This window comes from Psychromonas sp. KJ10-10, from assembly GCF_047323245.1.
Lineage (GTDB): Bacteria > Pseudomonadota > Gammaproteobacteria > Enterobacterales > Psychromonadaceae > Psychromonas.
This window is the reverse complement of record NZ_CP178826.1, coordinates 1,669,742-1,693,462: the sequence shown is the minus strand read 5'-3', so window position 1 is coordinate 1,693,462 and position 23,721 is coordinate 1,669,742. Positions and strand designations below refer to the sequence as shown.

At 39.7% G+C, this 23,721-nt stretch carries 22 protein-coding genes, 7 tRNA genes and 4 pseudogenes; 22 read left to right on the top strand and 11 right to left on the bottom strand.

The window, feature by feature from the left end; translation table 11 throughout:
• The first annotated feature begins 27 nt into the window (after window positions 1–27).
• From ACLKMH_RS09665 to ACLKMH_RS09560, 22 genes and pseudogenes are all read left to right on the top strand, one after another.
• Window positions 28–1,134, top strand: coding sequence for a glycosyltransferase (locus ACLKMH_RS09665; RefSeq protein WP_413701778.1), 1,107 nt, complete (start codon window positions 28–30; stop codon window positions 1,132–1,134).
• Window positions 1,131–1,478 (top strand): hypothetical protein, encoded by a 348-nt coding sequence (locus ACLKMH_RS09660; RefSeq protein ID WP_413701777.1) that lies wholly within the window; start codon window positions 1,131–1,133, stop codon window positions 1,476–1,478. The genes ACLKMH_RS09665 and ACLKMH_RS09660 overlap by 4 nt, the downstream gene beginning before the upstream one ends.
• Window positions 1,426–2,580: a GumC family protein gene (locus ACLKMH_RS09655; protein WP_413701776.1), complete on the top strand. Its 1,155-nt coding sequence runs from the start codon at window positions 1,426–1,428 to the stop codon at window positions 2,578–2,580. Before ACLKMH_RS09660 ends, ACLKMH_RS09655 begins: the two co-directional genes overlap by 53 nt.
• Entirely contained in the window at window positions 2,577–3,665 is a 1,089-nt protein-coding gene (locus ACLKMH_RS09650) for a glycosyltransferase (RefSeq protein ID WP_413701775.1), read from the top strand. Before ACLKMH_RS09655 ends, ACLKMH_RS09650 begins: the two co-directional genes overlap by 4 nt.
• Window position 3,666: 1 nt before the next feature.
• A complete protein-coding gene (locus ACLKMH_RS09645; protein ID WP_413701774.1) occupies window positions 3,667–4,368 on the top strand; it encodes a glycosyltransferase in 702 nt (233 codons plus the stop codon).
• Between the two features lie 19 nt (window positions 4,369–4,387).
• Complete coding sequence (locus ACLKMH_RS09640) at window positions 4,388–4,858, top strand: hypothetical protein (protein WP_413701773.1); 471 nt, start codon at window positions 4,388–4,390, stop codon at window positions 4,856–4,858.
• Window positions 4,859–4,908: 50 nt separating this feature from the next.
• On the top strand, window positions 4,909–5,442 hold the full coding sequence (locus tag ACLKMH_RS09635) for a sugar transferase (protein WP_413701772.1): 534 nt from the start codon (window positions 4,909–4,911) through the stop codon (window positions 5,440–5,442).
• 119 nt (window positions 5,443–5,561) lie between these two features.
• Complete coding sequence (locus ACLKMH_RS09630) at window positions 5,562–6,557, top strand: endonuclease/exonuclease/phosphatase family protein (RefSeq protein ID WP_413701771.1); 996 nt, start codon at window positions 5,562–5,564, stop codon at window positions 6,555–6,557.
• A 184-nt stretch (window positions 6,558–6,741) separates the two neighbouring features.
• Window positions 6,742–7,089: an STAS domain-containing protein gene (locus tag ACLKMH_RS09625; RefSeq protein WP_413701770.1), complete on the top strand. Its 348-nt coding sequence runs from the start codon at window positions 6,742–6,744 to the stop codon at window positions 7,087–7,089.
• A complete protein-coding gene (locus tag ACLKMH_RS09620; protein ID WP_413701769.1) occupies window positions 7,082–7,366 on the top strand; it encodes a hypothetical protein in 285 nt (94 codons plus the stop codon). Before ACLKMH_RS09625 ends, ACLKMH_RS09620 begins: the two co-directional genes overlap by 8 nt.
• 71 nt (window positions 7,367–7,437) lie before the next feature.
• The gene (locus ACLKMH_RS09615; RefSeq protein WP_413701768.1) at window positions 7,438–7,911 is read left to right on the top strand and encodes an OmpA family protein; all 474 of its coding nucleotides are present in this window, start codon (window positions 7,438–7,440) and stop codon (window positions 7,909–7,911) included.
• Window positions 7,912–7,964: 53 nt separating this feature from the next.
• Window positions 7,965–10,037: pseudogene (locus ACLKMH_RS09610) on the top strand (SLBB domain-containing protein).
• A gap of 20 nt (window positions 10,038–10,057) precedes the next feature.
• Window positions 10,058–10,786 carry a tyrosine-protein kinase family protein gene (locus ACLKMH_RS09605; protein ID WP_413701767.1) on the top strand — a complete coding sequence of 243 codons (729 nt, stop codon included), beginning with the start codon at window positions 10,058–10,060 and terminating at the stop codon, window positions 10,784–10,786.
• A gap of 3 nt (window positions 10,787–10,789) precedes the next feature.
• A complete protein-coding gene (locus tag ACLKMH_RS09600; protein WP_413701766.1) occupies window positions 10,790–11,758 on the top strand; it encodes a response regulator in 969 nt (322 codons plus the stop codon).
• Between the two features lie 8 nt (window positions 11,759–11,766).
• On the top strand, window positions 11,767–12,318 hold the full coding sequence (locus ACLKMH_RS09595; protein WP_413701765.1) for a PP2C family protein-serine/threonine phosphatase: 552 nt from the start codon (window positions 11,767–11,769) through the stop codon (window positions 12,316–12,318).
• Between the two features lie 82 nt (window positions 12,319–12,400).
• A pseudogene (locus tag ACLKMH_RS09590) lies at window positions 12,401–12,765 on the top strand (response regulator).
• Window positions 12,766–12,770: 5 nt separating this feature from the next.
• A pseudogene (locus ACLKMH_RS09585) lies at window positions 12,771–13,582 on the top strand (phosphate/phosphite/phosphonate ABC transporter substrate-binding protein).
• Window positions 13,583–13,615: 33 nt separating this feature from the next.
• Window positions 13,616–14,140, top strand: coding sequence for a hypothetical protein (locus ACLKMH_RS09580; protein WP_413701764.1), 525 nt, complete (start codon window positions 13,616–13,618; stop codon window positions 14,138–14,140).
• The gene (locus tag ACLKMH_RS09575; RefSeq protein WP_413702303.1) at window positions 14,113–14,340 is read left to right on the top strand and encodes a HAMP domain-containing protein; all 228 of its coding nucleotides are present in this window, start codon (window positions 14,113–14,115) and stop codon (window positions 14,338–14,340) included. The genes ACLKMH_RS09580 and ACLKMH_RS09575 overlap by 28 nt, the downstream gene beginning before the upstream one ends.
• On the top strand, window positions 14,324–15,721 hold the full coding sequence (locus ACLKMH_RS09570; protein ID WP_413701763.1) for a PAS domain S-box protein: 1,398 nt from the start codon (window positions 14,324–14,326) through the stop codon (window positions 15,719–15,721). The genes ACLKMH_RS09575 and ACLKMH_RS09570 overlap by 17 nt, the downstream gene beginning before the upstream one ends.
• Window positions 15,687–16,646 carry a response regulator gene (locus ACLKMH_RS09565; RefSeq protein ID WP_413701762.1) on the top strand — a complete coding sequence of 320 codons (960 nt, stop codon included), beginning with the start codon at window positions 15,687–15,689 and terminating at the stop codon, window positions 16,644–16,646. The genes ACLKMH_RS09570 and ACLKMH_RS09565 overlap by 35 nt, the downstream gene beginning before the upstream one ends.
• Window positions 16,647–16,662: 16 nt before the next feature.
• A pseudogene (locus ACLKMH_RS09560) lies at window positions 16,663–18,059 on the top strand (sigma-54-dependent transcriptional regulator).
• A gap of 127 nt (window positions 18,060–18,186) precedes the next feature.
• On the opposite strand, the gene ACLKMH_RS09555 reads toward ACLKMH_RS09560, so the two are convergent.
• The 11 genes from ACLKMH_RS09555 to ACLKMH_RS09505 all read right to left on the bottom strand — a co-directional run bounded on the left by ACLKMH_RS09555 (window position 18,187) and on the right by ACLKMH_RS09505 (window position 23,594).
• On the bottom strand, window positions 18,187–18,744 hold the full coding sequence (locus ACLKMH_RS09555; RefSeq protein WP_413701761.1) for a membrane integrity-associated transporter subunit PqiC: 558 nt from the start codon (window positions 18,742–18,744) through the stop codon (window positions 18,187–18,189).
• Window positions 18,745–18,868: 124 nt separating this feature from the next.
• Entirely contained in the window at window positions 18,869–20,395 is a 1,527-nt protein-coding gene (pqiB, locus tag ACLKMH_RS09550) for an intermembrane transport protein PqiB (RefSeq protein WP_413701760.1), read from the bottom strand.
• A complete protein-coding gene (locus tag ACLKMH_RS09545) occupies window positions 20,388–21,473 on the bottom strand; it encodes a PqiA/YebS family transporter subunit (RefSeq protein WP_413701759.1) in 1,086 nt (361 codons plus the stop codon). Before ACLKMH_RS09545 ends, pqiB begins: the two co-directional genes overlap by 8 nt.
• On the bottom strand, window positions 21,463–21,624 hold the full coding sequence (locus ACLKMH_RS09540) for a paraquat-inducible protein A (protein ID WP_413701758.1): 162 nt from the start codon (window positions 21,622–21,624) through the stop codon (window positions 21,463–21,465). Before ACLKMH_RS09540 ends, ACLKMH_RS09545 begins: the two co-directional genes overlap by 11 nt.
• 640 nt (window positions 21,625–22,264) lie before the next feature.
• Window positions 22,265–22,341: transfer RNA gene (locus ACLKMH_RS09535), tRNA-Met, on the bottom strand.
• Between the two features lie 242 nt (window positions 22,342–22,583).
• Window positions 22,584–22,660, bottom strand: a tRNA-Met gene (locus tag ACLKMH_RS09530).
• Between the two features lie 189 nt (window positions 22,661–22,849).
• Window positions 22,850–22,926 (bottom strand) — tRNA-Met (locus ACLKMH_RS09525).
• Between the two features lie 21 nt (window positions 22,927–22,947).
• Window positions 22,948–23,023: transfer RNA gene (locus ACLKMH_RS09520), tRNA-Val, on the bottom strand.
• A gap of 163 nt (window positions 23,024–23,186) precedes the next feature.
• Window positions 23,187–23,262: transfer RNA gene (locus ACLKMH_RS09515), tRNA-Val, on the bottom strand.
• 28 nt (window positions 23,263–23,290) lie between these two features.
• Window positions 23,291–23,366: transfer RNA gene (locus tag ACLKMH_RS09510), tRNA-Val, on the bottom strand.
• A 152-nt stretch (window positions 23,367–23,518) separates the two neighbouring features.
• A tRNA-Val gene (locus tag ACLKMH_RS09505) sits at window positions 23,519–23,594 on the bottom strand.
• Window positions 23,595–23,721: the final 127 nt, after the last annotated feature.

The following is a 23,721-nucleotide window of genomic DNA, read 5'->3' as shown; positions in this document are numbered from 1 at the left end:
AATTGTATTTGGTGAAGATTGGGAGGCTTGCCAAGTAGCACCCAACATCTTATTAGGCACCTAGCCGAAACACGCAAAGTATTATGGATAAACTCTATTGGACTGCGTCGCCCGACATTAAGCCTACGTGACTTTAAACGTTGTATAAATAAACTCACTTGTCGCAGTGCTCAACAAATGCAGTCACAGCCATTAAAGGAGTCACTTCAGGATAACTTGCAAATCCTTGCGCCACGAACTCTACCAGCACCACGCAACAAATTTACTCGCTGGTTAGCAGTGAAATTGTTGTTATTACAAATTCGACCAAAAGTTAAAAAACAACAACTAAACTCACCACTACTTTGGACATCATTGCCAACAGCAGTTGATATGGCTGGTCATCTTAATGAATCTGCACTTATCTATTACTGTGGTGATGATTTCTCTGGTTTAGCGGGAGTAGATCATCATACAGTTGCTCTGCGTGAGCAAGAATTATTAATAAAAGCAGACTTGATTTTAGCATCCAGCCCTGCACTTATAGCTCGTAGTGAGGCGCAAAAGACCCAATTTTTACCACATGGTGTGGATTATGATCTGTTTACTACCCCAGTGCCACGTGCAACAGATTTACCGAATGATGGTCGCCCTATTGCTGGTTTTTATGGCAGTATTTCCGAGTGGCTTGATATACAACTGTTGACTGATACTATCGCACAAATGCGCAACTGGCATTTTGTATTTATCGGCACCGCAGTAGTGGATATCTCTAGTTTGCAGGCTTTTGATAACGTTACTTTTTTAGGCCCGCGTAGCCATCAGCAATTACCCGCCTACAGTCAACATTGGACTGCTTCATTATTGCCCTTTGTAGATAATGCCCAGATCCGTGCTTGCAACCCGTTAAAACTTAGCGAGTACCTAGCGACTGGCCGTCCGATTATCAGCACCTCATTCCCTGCAGTAGAGGCTTTGCCACATCCGGGGTTAGTACAAATAGCCAACAGCAGTAGTGCAATGGTTTGTGCACTTCGCGCCAGTGAACATGTTAGTCAATTACCTGATTTTACAGGCGCATTACAAAGCATTGTTCGCGATCATAGCTGGAAAGCTCGTGCAACGCAGGTTGATAGCTGGTTGGAGGCATTATGAGCAGTTTGAATATGCGTATTTACCTGATTCTTGCAGGTGCTTGGCGACGTCGTTATCCGATTATCATCCCGATTTTAATTTTGCCATTGTTTGTCATCGCATTAAGTATTTTAAGTCCTAAAAACTATGCGGCACATACCAGCATGCTGATCCAAGAAACCGCTAAGCTAAATCCTTTCTTAGAAGACTTAGCGGTTTCTGCGATGCTAAAGGAGCGTATTAGCGCCTTAAAAACCTTGCTTCATAGTCGCCATATTTTAACTGCGGTTGCCCAGGAAAGAGGCTTGGTTGATGAGCAAACAAGTGCAAGCACAACAGGATCAGATCATTGCTCAATTATCTAACTCATTAACCATTGCCATGCTTGGTAAAGATCTTATACGTATCGATTATCGTGCGAATGATCCAACAGGCATGAAGGAGATGCTTGAGTCAGTCAGCAAACAATTTGTTGCCCAAGTGTTAGCACCGGAACGATCTTCAATGCAAGATTCAAGTACGTTTCTTGGTGAGCATTTACAAAATAGGCAATTGCAATTAGATAAAGCAGAACGCGCCATGGCCCTTTTTGTTGAGCAAAATGCGACCGAATTACCAGAGTTGCATCTGAGTAATATTAGCCGTTTATCTAAACTTAAACAGCGCTTAGCTGAACGTCAATCTGAGTTAGCTGGTGCGACAAGAAGCCTTGGAGGCTTGAATCAGCGACTATCAAAAAGTAATCCGATTGTAGGTGTCATTGAAGAGAAAATTATTCGTTTACAGGGTGATCTTGCATTACTTCGTGGTCGTTATACCGAGGAGCATAGCGCGGTAATCAGTGCCGTAAAAAAATTGCGACGCCTTGAACAGGAACGTCAGCAACTTATTGGAGGCAACGAGCAAAGCCTGAGCCTCGAAGAACTTTGGGTGATTGGCAATAATTATCAATCTGGCGATGATCCAGAGTCGCAACCACTGCTTATTTCGCAACTTGAAACAATGCAGGAAACCAGTGCCAAAGTGGAAGGGCTAAGTGATGAAATAGCCAGTTTGAAAAAGCTGATCAATACCCTTGAAAGACAAATGTCTAGCTACGGTAAAAATGCCAGCGAATTATCTAAACTACAACGAGACCTGGTTATTAAGCGCGATCTTTACGACGATATACTATTGCGTTTTGAAAAAGCCAATATCACCGCATCACTTGGCGTATTTGAGCAAGATAAACGAATCAAGGTCATTGACCGTCCCTTTACCCCTTCATCGCCAAACAATAAACCTTTGTTGCTTTTTATCATTAGCGGAGTGCTTGGTGGGTTATTTCTTGGTTGTGGACTCGCAATTATTTTAGAAGTGAGTGATAACCGCGTATTTACGCGAGAGCACTTACAAAGAATCACCGGCACACCAGTTTTAAGCCGTATTCCCTATATTGTTCCCCGAGAATCAGGAGATTTTTTATGAACACCGTACTGCAAATTGTCCAGCATCTGCGCCCTGGTGGTATTGAAACCTTAGCATTGGATCTATGTAACTTTAACCATGCCGATGAAAGAGTATTAATTGTTAGTCTTGAAGGCACACTAGAGCAAGCACTTAAGGCCTGGCCAAGATTAGAAGCAATGCGCGCGCAATTAATCTTTTTAGATAAGCAACCAGGATTACGCCCTAGTTTGGTCTCACAATTAGTCAAAATTATCAAACAAAGTGGCGCGCAAACGGTGCATAGCCATCATATTGGCCCATTACTCTATGCTGGTTTAGCGACCCGTATTTCAGGAGTAAAACACTTTATCCATACCGAGCATGATGCTTGGCATTTACAAGATTCTAAACGACGTCGATTACAGCGTTGGGCAGTCAAAATCACCCGCCCTACTTTGGTCGCTGATGCACAGACTGTTGCGATTAATATGCAAGAGCAACTTAACTGTGATCAGCCAATCACTGTTATCCGCAATGGTATCGATAGTGAATATTTTATTCCTGGTAATAGCGATAGCGCGCGTGATCGACTAAAACTGCCTAATAATGTAAAGATTATCGGTTGCAGTGGTCGACTTGAAAAAGTCAAAGGACAAGCCATCTTGATTGAGGCTCTCGCTAAACTTCCTAATGATACCCATTTAGCCTTAGCTGGCAGTGGTAGCATGGAAGAAAAGCTTAAACAGCTAGTGAGCGAACCAGGATTACAAAAGCGAGTGCATTTTCTCGGTCATATCGACTCTATGCCTGAATTTTATCAAGCATTAGATGTGTTTTGTTTACCCTCATTAAATGAAGGCTTTCCTCTTTCACCTCTTGAAGCACAGGCCTGTGACATTGCTACCCTAGTAACGGATGTCGGTGGCGCGAAGGAAACTTTATGCCCTGATAGTGGAAAATTTGTCATTGCTAATAATAGCGAGAAGATGGCACAGGAATTGCTCAGTATGTCGCATCAGCCATGTGCAATGAAACCACGTAAGCACATTAAAGCACAGGGCGATGTTCGAGTGATGGCAAACGCCTATCGCGATCTACGTACCCCAGTGGGGCAAGGAGCTTAACATGAGTCACCTATTTCTGATCAGCCTAACCATTATTAGTGGCTTACTGGTCATTTATCATCACCTCGGCTATCCACTTATTTTGCGATGGTTTGATAAAAAGAATCCGCAAAATGCAACGCCAAATGCAACTCGCAAATATCAGCAATCGCCAAGTGATCAACAGCTACCTAAAGTCGCCGTTGTGGTACCGGCTTATAATGAAGCGCAATGGATTGCAGAGAAGATACGTAATCTCGCATCCCTTGATTACCCAGCGCAACGTTTACAAGTGGTTATCGCCTGTGATGGTTGCAGTGATAATACTTATAATATTGCCTGTGCGACAGCTAATGAGCCGGAGTGCCAAGATCTAGAAATTACTATTCATAATTTTATCGAGAATCGAGGCAAGGTGGCAGTGCTCAATGAGCAAATTGCACAACTAAACTGCGATCTGGTTGCTTTGAGTGATACTTCTGCTTTGCTCTCTATTGATGCTTTACTACTAGCGACTTTTCGCTTTAAAGATCCTAAGGTGGGCGTATTAAATGGTCATTATCAACTGCAAACCGCAGGCAGTGAAGGTGAACAAGCCTATTGGCATTATCAAAGCAAAATAAAACGTAGCGAAGCGACGACTGAGCTCTACACTTGGCGCTCACGGAGCCTTTTATGTATTTCGTCGCCACTTATTTACACCTCTAGCCAGCGATACGATTAATGATGACTTTATTTTACCGATGCAAATCGTCGTCGCCGGTTATCAAGTCGCTTATGAGGCCGAGATTAATGCCCTAGAACTAGAAAAGTCCAGCGATCAGCAAGATCAGCAACGTCGCCGTCGCATAGCCGCGGGAAATTTTCAACAAATAGTAAGACTTAAACATCTATTTTTACCTCGTTATGGACGCGTCGCTTTTGCTTTTCTTTCAGGAAAAGGATTACGTGTGATGATGCCATTTTTAATGCTGATAGCCCTATTCGGTAGTTTAGTTTTAGCTTTTGAGTACTGGGTATTTTTAGCCTTAGCAGCCCTGCAAGTTAGCGCTTATTTACTAGCTATCTGGCAATTATTATATAAACCATCACCAAGCAACCGTCTCTGTAAATTACTTGGTTATTTAGTTAGCGGACACGTCGCCAGCGCTATTGGTACCGTCCGTTATATATTGCGCTTAGATAAAGGTCATTGGAAAAAAGCTAATCACTAACAGAACAAAATACTAATAATAAATAAATTTAAAAAACTAAGGACAACAAAATGCATAATACACAATCACTTTCGCCAATAACCAGCTATGTGCCTCCGGTAGTTAAATTTAACAAGCGCATATTTGATATTATTTTTGCTAGCTTAGCATTACTGATGTTATTGCCATTATTACCTTTCTTGGCGCTGGCCATTAAGCTTGATAGCAAAGGCCCAGTTTTTTATAAGCAAACCCGTCTAGGACGCTCAAAAACAACCCAGAATAAGTTATTTACTATCATTAAGTTTCGTACTATGTTCACAGATGCAGAAGCTAATGGTGTTGCTCAGTTAGCAGGTGAAGACGATCCACGTATTACCCCTGTTGGACGCTTTTTACGCAAAACCCGTTTCGATGAAACACCACAATTATTAAATGTATTAATTGGTGATATGTCTTTAATTGGGCCTCGCCCCGAACGTCCAGAATTAAGCAGTGAAATTGAAAAAAGACGCCCGTTTTTTAATGAGCGCACATACGATGTTTTACCTGGCTTGACGGGCCTTGCTCAAGTTAATCAAAGTTATCAAGGCGACTGTTCATAATATTGATGAAAAACTCGCCTTTGATCATGCTTATTCATTAGCCATTAGCCAACCTTTATCATGGCTAAAAACGGATACTATGATTTTTTTCCGGACTATTTTAACGGTCATAAAATGTAATGGCTAAACAACAAAAGCATAAACCTTTTGGTGTTTTGAATGCTTTAATTTATTTTATCAATGTTCTGATATTAGCTGTAGTGATCTGCTCTTATATGCCGATTCATTACGGCTACTGGTGGCTGGATAATTTACTTAGTCTGAAATTACAATGGGCTTTAGTGGCGTTGTTGATGCTTGCGGTTAATTTTTTTATTATCCGCAAAGCACTAATTTTTTCGTTACTCACATGCCTGATGCTTAGTTATCCACCACTAAGTCAATTTGTTAACAATACACAAGCACATGAAACGACACAGTTGTTAAATATTGCCCAGCTTAATCTGCGTTACCAAAATCCCGATATCGAGCAATTACTTGAACGCCTTAATAGCAGTGAATATGATCTGCTGGCACTACAGGAAGCAAGTGATAATTGGCATAGACAAATACAAAGTTTAAGCAAAAGCTACCCTTATTCTGTTGGCACGAGCGATAGTTCACCTTCTCCCTCTGGACTGGTGTTATTTTCGCGCTGGCCGATTGTCGAACATCAATTACATTTCCTTGGCTATCGCGGAGGGCATGTCATTGAGGCAATCATACAAAGCCCAGAAACCTCTACCCCCGTTCAGGTTTTTGCATTACATCCAGTTTCACCAAGAAACGCTGAATTATGGCAATTACGCAATAAAGAACTCAATAGTGTTGCACAACTTGTGGCTAACTCTTCTCTGCAATATAAAATAATTATCGGAGATCTCAACACTAGTCCTTGGTCTTGGCAATTTAAGCGTTTACAAAACCAAAGTTTATTAAGCAACACCAGTAATTTGTTTGGTTATATTCCAAGTTGGTCTTATCGTCAGGATAACCCTCTCATCACCTGGTTAAGCAGTGCTTATATTGATCATTGTTTGATCAGCGACGATTTTATCTTAATTGATAAGTCCCAAGAACAAATCAGAGGCACAGACCATTTGTTAATAACAACCCTTCTCGGTATGCCTGAGTAACTCTTTTCTATTTGCGAAACTATTTGCAAATTGCAAAATGCATCATTTCGCAAATGGCTAAAAACCACAAAAAACACCATAACCAACTGTTAATAAAGATAAATAAAAACTGGCACAGTAAATGCTTCAACTGGAATAAATAGCGCAACTAGGCGCAAATTATTTAAAGCATTAGGAGCTAATAATGGATATAAAAAACATCACCGATGCCAGTGGCGATCTCATTGTTCAATTAAGTGGTGAAATGGACGCACTTGGTTGTAGTCAAATTCGCAAGGAACTTGAAACACTCGCGCAACAAACACACAGCCACACCTTACTTGATATCAATAACATTAATTTTATCGACTCATCGGGCATTGGCGCTATTGTGTTTTTATTCAAACGTCTAAAAGAGCAAGGTCGTACTTTGGAAATCATTGGTGTTCAGGGACAGCCACAGGAATTAATGAAATTATTACGCATCGATAGTGCTATTCCACTTACCCATGCAAACAACATGACACAACATCAGGAGCACAGCTATGGGTAAGTCAACCTTGTTAATTCTTCCCTTCATTGCTCTGTTAACTGCGGGTTGTAGCCACAAAGCAGAACCAGGCCATGGCGGAATGGCAGAGCATCACCTGATGAATATACCTGATCACCCAGTAGGTTTAGAAAATGCTTTGTACTTCGAGCAACGACTGAGTAATAGGCATTTAGACGACTTGATTCTAGCGGGTGCAAAAATCTGTTTTCCTGCAAGCGAGTACATACACTCAACATTCGTAAAAACCGTATTGCAAGAGAGTTACAGGGTGGTTTAGAAGGTGATGCAAGCAACGATTTAATCATTCAGCGAGACCAATTAGCACGCCTTGAACGCAGACTTAATTATGTGCAATTACAGGGTACCTGTGTCCCTAATCAAGTAGATAACAAAGCAAATGTAGAGCCTGTAAAAGTGCAGTCCAAACAAGCACCATTAAGCAAAATAAATGAACAGATTATTCATGACCTACTGAATAACAATAATCAGTTTGTGCGTGATTCAGCGCCGCTTAATCCGAGATATATCGGGCAACTAGCTGAAGTAGCTCAATTATTGCGAGATCACCCTGAATATCAATTGAAAATAACCGGTCACGCCGATACTACTGGTGATGCAAGCAACAACTTATCTTTATCCTTGCAACGTGCTCAACAGGTCGAACGTTACCTGCAAATTTTTGGTTTAAGTCCGAATAATATTGTTATCGCAGGTGAAGGCGATAGTAACCCGTTATTTGATGGCGAGCAGGCTCAGGTTCAATTGGTCAACCGACGTGTCAGTATCGAACTAATTAACACCACCACTCAAAAGGCAGATTAATCATGAGTATTCAGTCGCTAAGTCGCTATCTATTTTTATTTTTTGTTAGCCTAATGTCATTTCAAGTTCAAGCCAATAACCTTCAATATCAGGTACAAAAGGGAGATATTCTGCAAATCCTTTTACCCGGTGAAGATGCTTTTCAAGGTCCCTTTGAAATTGATCGCCAAGGACAAATTATGTTACCAGAGGTCGGTAAAGTAATGGTGAGTGACATGACTGTAGCGGCTGATTGAAACATTGATCAGCGATCGCTTATCGAAGGCTTTTATTGATTTGCAAAGCCTGCGTGTATACCTGCTGAAAAAACAGCTCATTATTAATGTTCATGGTTATGTGAATTCACCTGGTGAATATACTCTGCAATCCGATGCTTCAATACAGTTGGCCATTCATGCGACTGGCGGATTACGCTCCGGTGCACAACTCGATAGAATGCAGTTGATCCGTGATAATAACACCGAAGTATTTAACTATAAAAAATACCTCGATAGCGGAGATCGTAGTCTGTTACCAAATTTAAGTTCTATGGATACATTATTTATTCCTGCTTCTCCTATGACAGGTAATGTGGAAGTTGAATTTAATCCATCCGATCTTGCTAATGCCGGTGACTCTGAAAATAACAGTCTAGCTATTAAAATCTTTGGAGAAGTTAACCGCCCAGGCAGTTTCGCTTATCGTGAATCAATGGATATTGTGGATTTATTAATGGGCTCTGGTGGCGTCACTCGTTATGCTGGTGTTGAAAAAATCCGTGTCATTAGCCAAGGCCAACCAGCGATATTTAACCTTAAAGAATACCTAGACAGTGGCGATCAAAAATACCTGCCAGCGATGCAACCTGGTTCAACCATTTTTGTTCCTAAACAAGAAGAAGAGATCAAAACTGGCGCACATATGGTTTATGTCATGGGTGAAGTTGCTAAGCCAGGCGCTTACGAAAGTAAACAAGGTGTTGGTTTTATGGATATTCTAGCAAATGCCGGTGGACCAACACGTTTTGCGGAATCACGACAAATTCGTATCATTAAAGCAGACAGTAGTATTGTTGCCTTCGACTTAACTGCTTATACCGAAGGACGCACACAAAAACGACTGCCTAATATTGCCGCTGGTGACGCGATATTTGTACCAGAAAAAACCGATATGAATGAAAAATCTTGGTTGAAAGTAACACCTGATCGTGCTGGTTCGTGTACTCGGTTCGGTTGTTCGTCCTGGCCGTGTCGAGTGGTCCGATGAAATGTCACTGCTAGATTTACTTGCTCATGTTGGTGGGCCAACACAACGTGCTGATACCAATAATATTGAAATTGTTGTACCTCAGGGTAATGGTCTGGCCGAGACTCACAATTTTGATTTAAATGCTTTTCTTAAAAATGGTCAGACTGATCAATACCTGCCACGAATTAAAGCAGGCTCAACCATCATGGTTCAAGACCTGCCCCAGGACCCAAGCGATAATAAAGCGCAATGGGTTCGTCAGGCCTCTGATAAATCGATTTATATTTTTGGTCAAGTCGGCGCACCTGGTCGTTATATGTTTTCCAACGAAATGCACTTTTTAGATATCTTATCTGCTCGCAGATGGTCCTACAGATAAGGCTGATCTGCGTAATATTCGCATCAATCATCGTGATGACCGTTTGCGCGCGGTAAGTAAATTAGATCTCGCTCTGTACTTTGAAACTGGCGATGATAGCTTACTGCCAGATGTTAAAACTGGCGATACTATCTATATCCCTGAAAAAAGTAGAATTTGGTTAGATCAATCTAAAGAAAGTACTGTGCGTGTACTTGGTGCGGTAAATAAACCTGGCCGTTACCGCTTTGACGATACTATGACTGTATTAGATTTACTTGCAGAGGCCGGTGGCACCAAAAGTGATGCACATATTGAAAATATTAACGTGGTTAATCTTTCTTGTTGCCAAGACCAAGCACGTAGTTTCGATCTTAAAAAGTTTAGTCGTACTGCCCGCTTTGCTGATCTGCCTGTATTACGAGCTGGTGATACGGTTTATATTCCCTTTAGAAGCGAAAGTGGCTATCAGAAATTCCGCGGAGTAATGACTGATATATTCCAAGTCGCTACCTTAGTTGCCTTATTTGGCTTATTGTAAACTGATTAAAAGAGCAACCTATGACTAATATACCTTACCAAAACATGGAAATTGAACAGGTTTATACGCAAGTTCTCAACCGCCAGGGAAAAGCGATTGCAGTTTGTTCTGCCAATTCAGGCGAAGGTGTAACTAGCCTTGCCTTGGCTTTAGCACAACGTAATTTGCTTGCCGGACACTCAACGTTATTGGTAGACCTTAACCTTTATCGCCCGGCATTACATAACCTGTTACCAATTAAACCCTGCAGTGAGCTTTCTTCGCTCTCAGGCAACAAGGTATTGCCTTCGCCACAACTGGTGACGATTGACAATAACCCGATCACACTTACAGGGATCAGCGCCCCGACTAAACGCGAAGATATTATTAAATTACGTCAACCCGGCGTACTCGAGCAATGTATTAGTGAATGGTTAGAAGACTTTGATACTGTGATTTTTGATACTTCGCCATTGAACCGTATAAATGGCCAAAATATACCTGCAGAGCGAATTGCCAGCGCCTGTGATGGAGCCATTTTGACTGTGCTTGCAGGGCAAACCAATGAAACCATGGTCACAAGTGCGGTAAATAAATTACAGTCAAATCATGTTGATCTGCTGGGTTGTGTATTTAATGATTATAATAATCCCTCCTTAAAAAATGAGTTATTACGAGAAGTTCAAAAATTAGAATCAAAATGCGCATGGCTAAGTCGCTACCTTAAACGTCTTATTAATAATAATAACTTTTTAAAACTGGAAATCTAGATCATGAATATATTGCAACTGCAATCAACAACACCACCAGATCTAAGTACACCAAGAGAGTTTCGCCACCAGCTTGAAGCTGTGATTAATCTTAGTGTAAACAGTTTAACAATACGCCAGCGGATCCTATTGTGTATTTCAGAAGCACTCACTAATTTAGTTATCCATGGTCAGCCTGATGTACAAAACATTAAGCTCGATTTTGCCTGCGATGAAAACAGCTGGTACATGGATATTATTGATGACGGACGCCCCTTTGACCCAAATCAACAACTTGATGATAATCTGCTACTAAACTTCACTGAGGCAGAGGACGGTCGTGGTATCGCGTTATTGCATTCTCAGAGTGATGAGCTTAGCTATAGACAAAATAAAGAAAATCATACCAATCACTTAAGGCTTCGTTGGTATTTTCCTGAACCCATTAAGCAGAAAACGGTTTTAATTGTTGAAGATAACAACAGTTTACGTTTTCTTTATCAGTCCTATCTTAGCAACAACTTTCGGGTGTTAACTGCAAATAATGGTTATCAAGCGCTGGACTCATTAAAGTCTCAACATATTGATTTGGTTATTTCTGATATTAGAATGCCGGAAATGAATGGCCTCACTCTGCGTAAAAAGATCAACCAACAAACAAGTAATCAGTTAATCCCTTTTATCTTTTTAACTGGCGAAGATGCACCTCTGATACAGGAGCAAGCCGCCGAGTTAGGTATTGATGATTATCTGATAAAACCGGTCAACAAGCCCCAGCTATTGCTCACCATTGAACGTGTATTAAGTCGCTCGAAACAGGTTTATCAAAAGCTCAGTAACCACCTTGATAGTAAGATTACAGCATCACTAACACCATGTGCTCCTGAAAATATAAATGCTTGGCACTTTCAATTAGCCACCCGCAATACGGGCGGCGGGGAGGAGATCTTTTATTACACAAACACTTTGCCAAAAATACCCTGCTACTATTAACCGATATAATGGGACATGATCATAGCGCTAAATTTTTTGCACATGCCTATGGTGGTTATATGCACGGTTTAATTCAGGCAATGCAATACGAGATAAATCCCGCTCAGCTACTCACTCAAGTGTCTAACGGTGCCTACGATGACCAACTGCTCTCTCAAATAACCTTAACATGTAGCTCAGCACTACTAACTGATAATGGCCAGGTAAATCTAGCCAGTGCAGGTCATCCCGCCCCACTACTGATCAGCGACGATGGCGTTTGTAGTATCCCAAGCACAGGTGTGCTACCTGGATTATTAAGTGATGTTGAGTATGAAAATACTTCTCTACAACTGAAAAAAGGCCAACGACTTGCCTTTTATACCGATGGGTTATTCGAGTCTGTCGCTGATAATAACGCTCGCAATAGCTTACTACAGCAAATCTATGATGCCTTATATGATACTCGCCACTTATCTATTAAACAGTCAATACAACAGGTTATGGCCATTTTTGATCGGCTCACTAATGGCCAGCCAAGCGATGATACTTTACTGTTATTAATTGAATATCAGCTTTAACTAAAGAATATCAATAATAAGATTGAATTAATTAAAAATAAGGAATTAGAATGTTTTTCTTTAAAAATAAAAAAAGGTATTAATCATTGATGATGACCCTAGCATATTACGTCAGGTATCCTTTCATTTAAACAACCACCGAGGTTACACCACATTACTCGCTGAAAATGCAGAAAGTGGTCTTGAACAGGCTAATAAACAATCCTTAGATTTAATTATCCTAGACTGGACTCTTCCGGGGTGCAAGGTATTGAGCTATTAGCGATCCTTAAAAATAAAGCAAAAACCAGAAATATCCCAGTATTAATGCTCACCAGTCGCAGTAAAATTGGAGATGCTGAAAATGCATTTCGACTAGGTGCAAGTGCTTATATGTTTAAACCCTTTTCATTAGAACGATTAGGAGAAAAATCCACTAAGTTAATTGAACATCAACCTATCAGTTAGTTACAATGATTAAAATCATCCAAGGAGTTTTCATGAAAAACATTATTTTTGCCCTGGCACTATTATTGCCGAGTATTCACAGCCACGGCGAAGAAAGTCTCTCCTTTGGAATAGTGCCACAACAGTCTGCAAGTAAACTTGCACAACTGTGGACACCAATTATAAGCCACCTTAGAAATCAAACCGGATTCAACATTCATTTTGCCACCGCACCAGATGTTCTCACCTTTGAAAAACGCTTAGCCCAAGGTGAGTATGATATTTCTTATATGAATCCACATCATTACGTAACTTTTAACAAATCTAATGGATATGAGGCGATTGCGAGGGCAAGCAATGAACAAACGACGGGTATCATTGTTACAGCTAAAACGAGCGGAATTACAAGTATTGAAGACTTACAGGGAAGTACTCTAGCCTTTCCTTCTACAGTAGCCTTTGCCGCCACTCTTCTTACACAAGCAGAGTTAAATAATAAAGGGATTAAATTTACCCCTAATTATGTTAATTCTCACGACTCTGTTTATTACAGCGTTGCCAAAGAAATTTATCCTGCGGGAGGCGGTATTGTGCGTACTTTTGATAATATTCCCCAAAAATACACAATAAATTGAAAGTGTTATGGACAACAAAAGGTTACACTTCACATGCAATTGCTATTAACCCGAAACTTCCACCGGAAATTGTAAAAGAAATACAGCTAGCATTAATCGAATTAGCTGATACCCCAACCGGAAAGGCAATCTTAAAAAAGATTAATAGTGAAGGTTTCGAGGCGACAGAAAAGATAGTGACTGGAATGATGTACGTGCTTTAAATATTAAATAACCACTAATAAAATGAGTTAACTATGAGTTTTAGGATAAAAACCATTATTGGGATTGCTTTAATTCAATCCGTTTTACTGATCATTTTAATTGTCAATGTGATGAACTTCCTTATTTCATCGAATGATCAACAATTACAGCAACGAGCGGAAACCACTTCGACTCTATTTGCTAAGTCAGTAAAAGACTCAATACTATCCACCGATATTGCCACTCTTGAGAGTTTTGTTGACGAGATATTAAAAGCCCCAGATATTGTCTATGTCCGGATCAGTAGCCCGCAACATATTTTTGTCGAAGGTGGAGATCCGCAAATATTAAAAACACCTCATAAGCCAGACACGGGCCTTGCTGTTATCGAAGATAATATTTTTGATACGCGTGTTGAAATCAAAGAAGCTGGTGTTTTATACGGCGTTATAGAAATGGGTATTTCAACTCAATCTATTGAATCTTTATTATCATCAGCAAAACTCGATGCCTTTTGGATTGCCACCTTTGAAATACTGTTGGTGGTAATATTCTCAATCTTTTTGGTAACTATTTAAGTAAACAATTACAACAACTAAAAGTTGCCTCTCAAGACATCAGTAAATCAGGCCCAGGTTTGCAGATACCAGTTTCCGGTGATAATGAAATATCTGAACTTGCTAGTGCTTTTAATGAAATGTCTTCAACTTTAGCTCGTAATCACGACCAATTATCACAAAACAAAGAAGAAGAAGAAAAAGATGAATGCTTTGGCTAATAGTAATCAAGCCAAAAATGAAGCCATACTCAATGCTTCTCTTGATGCCATCATCACGATTAATGAACGAGGCGAAGTACTCGATTTTAATAAAATTGCCGAATCAACTTTTGGCTGGACTTATGAAGAAATTGCAGGCCAAAATTTAGCTAACTTTATTATCCCAGAAGCACTGCGAAGTGCCCATCATCACGGCATGGAAAAGTATCTAAAAACCAAAGTAGGCCCAGTATTAAACCAACGTATCGAGTTAACTGCTGAACATAAAGCAGGCCACTGCTTTCCAATTGAGATCAATATCGCGCCAATTGAAACAGAAGAAGGCCTTCTATTTACAGCTTTTATTCGTGATATCTCCGCACGTTTACAATCCGAAAGTGAATTACTGATCGCGCGACAAACCTTTGATTCAGGTAATGCTATCTTTATCACTGATGCAGAAGGAATTATTATCCGCGCCAATCAGGCATTCACTATGATCACTGGTTATAAGGATTCAGAAGTTGTTGGTAAAAGCCCTAGTATATTAGCATCCGGACAACATCCGAAAAGATACTACCAAGAAATGTGGTCGACTTTACTTAGCACCGGCCAATGGAGCGGTGAAATTTACAATAAACGCAAAAATGGCGAGATTTATCCTGAATATATCAATATTTCCTCGGTCAAAAATAAATCTCAAGAAACCACCCATTATATCGCTCACTTCATGGACATCAGCGAACAAAAAGAAAACGAAAAGAATTTACGCAAAGCCCGTCAGCAAGCAGAAATCAGTAATGAAGCTAAAAGTAATTTCCTTGCTTCTATGAGTCATGAAATTCGCACTCCAATGAATGCCATACTCGGTATTCTTGGATTACTTAAAGATACCAACTTAACAGAGCAACAACTGAAACTGGTACAAACCGGACGAGATTCTGGAGAATTATTATTAACCATTATCAATGATATTCTCGACTTTACCAAAATGGATATAGATAAACTTAAACTCGAAAATACTCAGTTTGATTTACACCAGCTATTACTCAGTTGTAATGAACTTCTGACGAACATGGCCAATAAAAAGTCCATTATTTTGCAACTAGTTATGAGCGATGATTTACCTCAATACGCTCAAGGCGATCCCACCCGTTTACAACAGATACTAATTAATTTAATCAATAATGCCATTAAATTTACCAATCATGGCAGTATCATAGTAACAGCTGAACTTGAATCTCAGAATGAGCAAAGCTTAATCATGCGTTGTAAAGTAAAAGATACCGGGATAGGTATTGATAAGGCCGATCAAGATTCTTTATTTGATGAATTTACTATGGTCGATCAAACACACTCAAGAAAATATGAAGGAACCAGGCCTTGGTTTAGCTATCTGTAAACGCTTAGTGAGCTTAATGGGTGGCGAGATATCAATTAACAGTGAACTTGGCCTAGGCAGTACTTTTGAGTTTACTGTAAAACTCGATAAGGCTGATGTAAGTCATAATGGTGATGATTTTCCTCAAGAGTTACAAAATCAACTACCATCGGCGAATACTCGTATATTACTTGCTGAAGATAATCCCGCTAATCAGATGGTTATCAAGAGTATTCTTGAATTTGCAGACCTCCAAGTTGATGTGGTCGCGAATGGCTATGAAGCAATTGAAGCAGTGCGTAATCTTCCATACGACATCGTACTGATGGATATTTCCATGCCTGAAATGGATGGCATGACCGCAACTCAAGAAATCCGAAAATTACCAGGGGATGAGCGAAATATTGCTATTGTTGCGCTAACTGCACATACATTAAATGGAGATAAAGAGCGCTTTATAGATGCGGGGATGAATGACTATTTAAGTAAGCCAATTGATAGGCTCGCGACATTAAACTGTATTGCTCGTTGGACAGCAAAAACAGTCAAGGAAAATAAACAGGAAATAGTGCTAAATAATGAGGATGATAGTGATAATGCCTACGTTTGTGAAAATGTGTTGCAACAATTAGTGCGTGATACCAGTGCAGAGATAGTACCTGAATTAATGTTACTGTATATTGAAGACAGTAAAGCACGTATGGAACTCATTAAAGAAGCTATTGATAAACAAGACATTAGCACTTTAGAGTTTGAGACTCATACCATCGGCAGCAGTGCTATTGCACATGGTAATAGCAAGCTACATGATTTAGCGCGTAATATAGAGCACCTTTGCCAGCAACAGCAAGCACAACAGGCATTTACCCAAGCTGGTACAATGATTACTGTGGCAGAAGAATCATTTCGCTTATTAGCCCTTCGTGCTGAGCAAGGCTTTGGATAAATAATAGGAAGCACAGATGAGTAACAAACCAAATGTATTGATCGTGGAAGATTCATCACCACAGGCTAGGCTTTATGAGCAGTATTTAAAAAATGAAATAATCAACCTCTCTATTGTTAGTAGTGGCGCAGAAATGCAGGATTATTTTAAACAAACGCCTCCCGATTTGTTGTTACTCGACTTTAAATTACCAGACATGGATGGTCTGGCACTACTTAACTGGATGAAAAAAGAAAACTTCAACTGCTTTGTGATTGTTATTACCGGCCATAGCTCAGTGGACGTAGCGGTTGATATGATGCGAAGTGGCGCCAATGACTTTCTTGAAAAACCGGTCACTGCGAGTCGACTCCGTACCTCGGTCAACAATCTACTCGAGCGCGCACGTTTACAACATTTAGTTAATGACTATCAAAAAACCTTTAAACGTAATCAATACCACGGTTTTATCGGCTCAAGTTTAGCGATGCAAGCTGTTTACCGGATTATTGATGCCGCAGCACCAAGTAAAGCTTCGGTTTTTATTACCGGTGAAAGTGGTACTGGTAAAGAAGTCTGCGCCGAGGCGATCCATGCACAGGGACCTCGCGCTAAAAAGCCTTTTGTAGCAATTAATTGTGGTGCTATTCCCCGCGATTTAATGGAAAGTGAGATATTTGGCCATGTTAAAGGCGCATTTACTGGTGCTTTTGGTGAGCGTCAGGGAGCGACTGTCACAAGCTAATGGTGGTAGTTTATTTTTAGATGAAATATGCGAAATGGATACGGATTTACAAACTAAGTTATTACGCTTTATCCAAACCGGGACCTTTAAAAAAGTTGGCAGTAATAAACTAGAAACAGTTGATATACGTTTTATTTGCGCCACCAATCGTAATCCCCTGGAAGATGTTGCTAAGGGCAGATTCCGTGAAGACCTTTATTATCGCTTGCACGTTTTACCAATACAACTCCCCTCTTCGCGACAGAGAGCAAGATATTATAGAAATTGCTACTGATTTTCTTCGTAATTACGCACAAGAGGAAAATAAAGGGTTCAATGCCTTTTCCCCCGAGGTTCAACAGCTCTTTATTCAACAATATAAATGGCCAGGTAATGTACGAGAGTTACAAAATATTATCCGTAATATTGTTGTTTTAAATAATGGTATGACAGTTAAACTTGAGCACCTTCCTGCTCCATTAAACGTCCTACAACCCACAGATACCGTAGCTGATAACACCACTGTACCTGCTGTTGTAAATACGGAGTTTGCGGTTAATAGCATTGAGGATATTCGCCCACTAGCGGATGTCGAGCGACAAACGATTGAGCAGGCCATCAACTTTTGTGATGGAAATATTCCTAAGGCGACAGCTTTACTCGATGTCAGCCCTTCTACTATTTATCGTAAAAAACAAAGTTGGGAATAACCAATCTCAACACACTCTTAGCAGTAGCAACTCCCTTGCTACTGCTGTTATTATTAAGTATTTTATTTAACTCAACAAACATAGGGGTATGAGGCTTTAAACCTGACAGGTTATTCAAATTGATATATTAAAATTGCCTTGCTATTGTACTCGCTAATTCCTCTAAACCTTCAGAAAGAGAAAACACAAGTTGTTCGTACCCTTCTGTTTTTAATGGTTTATTTATTTGGAAATACTCTCTATTGATAAGCTTTCCTTGCTCGTCAATAAGTAACCACTCTCCGCTTAATTCTGCCGTTCCAGTATATTCACCATTAAACTTAGAAAAGCGTACCAGTAACTGAGTTTGATTATTTAATGCTAATGCCGAATCTAATTGAACTGGCCAATAAACTATCTGTTTAGTACGTAAATCATTGATTAGATGTTGTGATATTTGATCTGAAATTTTATCTGCCCAGCGATTCTGTTGTGCCTGTATCACCTGTGTTTCTGATACCCGATAAACTAAACCAACTTGGTTCAAGTAATCTGCCAAATCTGTTTTTAGCACAAGAATAGGCGCGCTTTCAGAAGCTATAGGTGTTATTTGTTTTACAGGTAACAAAAATAGTGAGTCTTTTAACGCAATGTTACTACTATAAGCTGTTAAAAAAAGGGTAAAAATACATAGCCATTTTTTCATCAATTAGTACTCCTAGCAGGAATAGGATCTGCTACGCTGTCTTCACCAAATATAAGTGAATTAGGTTTATCATTTACCTGTTTCAAAACAGGTTGAAGCTCTACCATTACTTGTTCAAACTTTGTTAGTGTTTGTTGTAAATCCTGATATAACTCCGAATTAGGACTAAACCCCTGTAATGTTTTCTGTAATTGTTGCAGATTTTCTTGTACATCAGAGGGAGTGCTTGTGTCGCTTCCTGTTCAACAAGTGCATTAAGCTCTTCAAAGGTTGCCTGGGCAGAGGCTAGCGTCTTATCTAAAGAATCCATTGAAGTGGAAAAAGAATCAATCGCTTCATTCAAAGGCAAGTCATTAAACTTATTTAATAATGAAGAGAACTGTTGTTGAACAATGGCAAACTCCCCTTTTTTAGTGGGAAAAACGTCAAATCCATCAATTTGAGTCATTTCAAAACTAGGACTTGGACTATCAAATTCAGTCTCGATGTATAAAGCGCCAGTAATTAAGCTTCCTGTCGCTAGCTTTGCTTTTAATCCATTTTTAAAATGTTGTTCAATACTATTTTCAAAAACGTCTGTGGTCATATTTTTACTTTTATTAAAAAACCTTTCAGGCTCAACTTTAACTAAAACATGAATTTTAATTGATTCAGAACTGCCTTCGACGTAAGCCACATCATAAGGAGCCTGTAACACAGTGCCGATACGAATACCTCGATATTCAACGGGAGCGCCTTTATTCAAACCACGAATTGTCTCATCAAACTCCATCATGAAAGTATAATATTCTTTATAGAGCCCTGCTTGGACTTGTTCGTAGTTATCAAACAGAGAAAGCCTTACCAGTTTCTCTGCAAACGGTTCTCCCGGTTTTTCTCCCTCTGGTACACCAAAGGTAACACCACCAGACAAAAGACTTTCTATAGAGTCTATTTGAACTTCAAAACCATCTGTGTCGAGTTTTACATCAAAGCCAGAGGTTAACCAAAACTGGGAACCTGTAACAAGCAAATCATTATAGGGCGCAAAAATAAAGAGTTGGTACAGCGCCTTTTTTTGTTGCATGTCAAAGGAAGCTTTTTCTACTCTGCCAACGGTAAACCCTTGGTAATTAACTGGGTCGCCAACATTTAATTTCCCTGCTTTATCATGACTTAAAACAACGCGCATGCCTTCGCTTCCCAGTGGCGCAATGGGCGGAAGATCTAACGCAGTAAAATTTAACTGTTTTTTTGATGACTTACCTGGCTGAATTTGGATATAAGCACCAGAAAGTATTGTATCTAAACCAGAAACACCTTCACTACCAATACGGGGTTTTACGACCCAAAATTGTGTTTCATCGTTAAGCATCCTCTCAGCTTCTTTTTTCATCTGAGCTTTAACTAGGATGTGATCGTAGTTTTCGCTTAAACTAATTGCAGTTACCATACCCATATTTACATTTAACGATTTAATTTCTGTTTTCCCAACTTCAAGGCCCTCAGCTGTTGGCATTTTGATGGTAATTTCTGGGCCCGTACTGTTTATATATTGAAAAAACATCCAGATACCAATAAGCAACGCAATAAAAGGAACAATCCATACCGGTGATATTTGTTTTTGATTCTTTACCTTGGCCTGTGCCTGAGGTTGAGTACTATCACTCATAATTTTTTATCTCGTTATTGTTTTTAGCTAATTGAAGAGGATTATCTATTTCATGTTTTAAGTTTTTATCTACAGAATCACACCATAACATGCGTGAATCGAAAAGCATTGCTGAGAGCATTGTAAATATAACAACGGTCGCAAACGATAGAGTCGCAGGGCCAGGATAAATAGCCATTAAATTTTGTAACTGAACGAGTGCAACTAAAATAGCCACAACAAAAATATCGATCATTGACCAACGACCAATAAACTCAGTCATTCGGTATATTTTTAATTTCTTAATGGCATCTTTCTCGGATAAGTTACTTACTCGCTTAGCCGTAATGAATAACCAAGCAAGGGCAATCATTTTTACTAATGGAATAAAAACACTGGCGATAAATATAACTAAAGCAACGGGATAAGAGCCTAGATGCCATAGCAAAATTACGCCTTCCATAATGGTAGAGGGTTGGCTTGAGCCAAGACTGACCGTATACATCATAGGATAAAGATTGGCTGGAAGATAAAAAATACATGCGGTGATCAACAGTGCCCATACTTTCTGTAAATTAGCATGCATATCAAAATGATGTAAAGGGCTGTCACAGCGAATACAGTTATCCTGAGATGCCTTAGCACCAGCATTAACTTGATGGCATACATGACAACTCAAATGACTCTTAGAGTGATGAGTATCCCCCTCATAATTTTTTTCAATCGGCTTTGCAGGTATGAATTGATCCCATAACCAGCTTTTATCCACTAAAGAAACACACTTAACGACCAAAACAGTATAGATACAATAAGCATAAAATGAGTAACCCAGCGTAATATCTGCGAGCGAAGCAATTTTAATAAGACTAACAAGTACCCCTAACAGAAATACATCTACCATCAACCAAGGCTCAACAAAAAATAGTAATTTACAAAGTGACTTTATCGTTTTGTTCACCAGGGCAGTAAGAAAATGTAGTCTATATCGATAGGCAGTAAAATAGAGGATTAACATTACACTAATGTATATAGTAGGTAATATAATAACAGTGCCAAGTAACAGAAAAGCAAGCAAAGAGTTTTGAAATTCATCTAACATTTGTGCTCGCGTTTAGTAAGCTAATTTCCTGTGTCATTCCTTGTACAGAAAATGACATAAATGGAAATGAGATACTCAATACAAGCATCACTAAACAAGCAATAGAATAGGCAATCGCCCTTTCATTTGGATTAACTGTCGTTTTAGTCAATACATGATCACAGCGAGAACCAATGTGCTTTTTGCCCCTCCTGTAATTCAGGAATAGCAACAACTAAACCACACTCTTCGCATGAGATCATTAAGTGAGCATCTGGTGCAGCGCTGTCTATCTCCATATTATTATCATAACCCTTATACTTATCTACCTAAAAACCCGAATATTTTACTCGTTAAAAGAGCTAAGAGCGACATTACATTCAATCACCACAGGCTAAATCATACCCTAAAAAGCATTAATGGAGGATATTTAGTAGTCGAAAGTCCTCAAGTATTGAAATAACTAACTTTAGCATTAATATTTGAAGCCCAAGGTTCACCAGCATTTGTTAGAAATTGGGTTTGAAGAGGTTTTTATTTAAGGGTTTTCTTTTAAAAGAATTGGTTGCGAGAGCAAGATTTGAACCTATGACCTTCGCCAATGTTTATTAAGAGTTGAGCCCGATTAGCTTTTCTTAAATAACCACATGTAAAATTGGTTGCGAGAGCAGGATTTAAACCTACGACCTTCGCCAGTATTTATTGAGAGTTGAGCCCGATGAGCTTTTTATATTTGAAAGTAAAACAAGTAAAATTATTAATGTTTTAATGCTAAGTGAGTTTTTAATTGGAGACTTTTCGTTCAGAAGAATTGGTTGCGAGAGCAGGATTTGAACCTACGACCTTCGGGTTATGAGCCCGACGAGCTACCAAACTGCTCCATCTCGCGTCCGTATTTAATACTATTTTTTCTATTTCTTAATTCTTCTGGGGATAAAAGAATTAGTTGCGAGAGCAAGATTTGAACCTATGACCTTCGCCAAGGTTTATTAAGAGTTGAGCCCGATGAGCTTTTCTTAAATAACCATTTATAGAATTGGTTGCGAGAGCAGGATTTGAACCTATGACCTTCGCCAATGTTTATTAAGAGTTGAGCCCGATGAGCTTTTCTTAAATAACCATTTATAGAATTGGTTGCGAGAGCAGGATTTGAACCTACGACCTTCGGGTTATGAGCCCGACGAGCTACCAAGTCGCTCCATCTCGCGTCCGTATTGATGTTTCTTTTTCTTACTTATTTGCAACTATCTTTGAGTGTTATTAAGATTTAAGTTCGACAAGCTTTTCTTTTTTCACACTTTAAATTGGTTGTGATAGCCGGACTTAAACCTACTACCTTCGCCAGTGTTTATTAAGAGTTGAGCCCGATAAGCTTTTCTTTTTTCACACTTCAAAATTGGTTGCGAGAGCCGGATTTGAACCGACGACCTTCGGGTTATGAGCCCGACGAGCTACCAAACTGCTCCATCTCGCGTCCGTAATTGTTGCTATACCATGGTGGGCGATACTGGGCTTGAACCAGTGACCCCCGCCTTGTAAGGGCGGTGCTCTCCCAACTGAGCTAATCGCCCATGATATTTACTGCTAATTATATACCTTAGTGCTAATCACCTAAGATACATATAGAGAGCAAGCTCTCATTTTCTTCACAATATAAGGCTAATTGCCCATGATATATTATGAAACTTGTATATTTTTCACTTCGAAATACAATTGAAGGTTTAGTTTGCAATGTGGTGGGCGATACTGGGCTTGAACCAGTGACCCCCGCCTTGTAAGGGCGGTGCTCTCCCAACTGAGCTAATCGCCCACATTACATAACTAAGACTTTTTGATTGTGGTGGGCGATACTGGGCTTGAACCAGTGACCCCCGCCTTGTAAGGGCGGTGCTCTCCCAACTGAGCTAATCGCCCACAATCAAAACTTTTGATGTTTGAGCAATGCTCTCCCATCTATTCAACTAAAGGCTAATCACCTAAAATCAAAACTTTCGATGGTCAAGTAATGCTATACCATCTTTTCAATTAAAAGCTAAACGCGAATAATCAAATAAAGCTTAAAGAATTGGTGGGCGATACTGGGCTTGAACCAGTGACCCCCGCCTTGTAAGGGCGGTGCTCTCCCAACTGAGCTAATCGCCCAATCCTTTAAAACTTTGTCTTTTTGGCTAATGCCTTGAAGACGAGGCGAATAATATAGAACCTAATTGCTTGTTGCAAGCACTTTGTTTCAATCTTTTTACTGACTGCTTAACTCTTAAGCAAGATG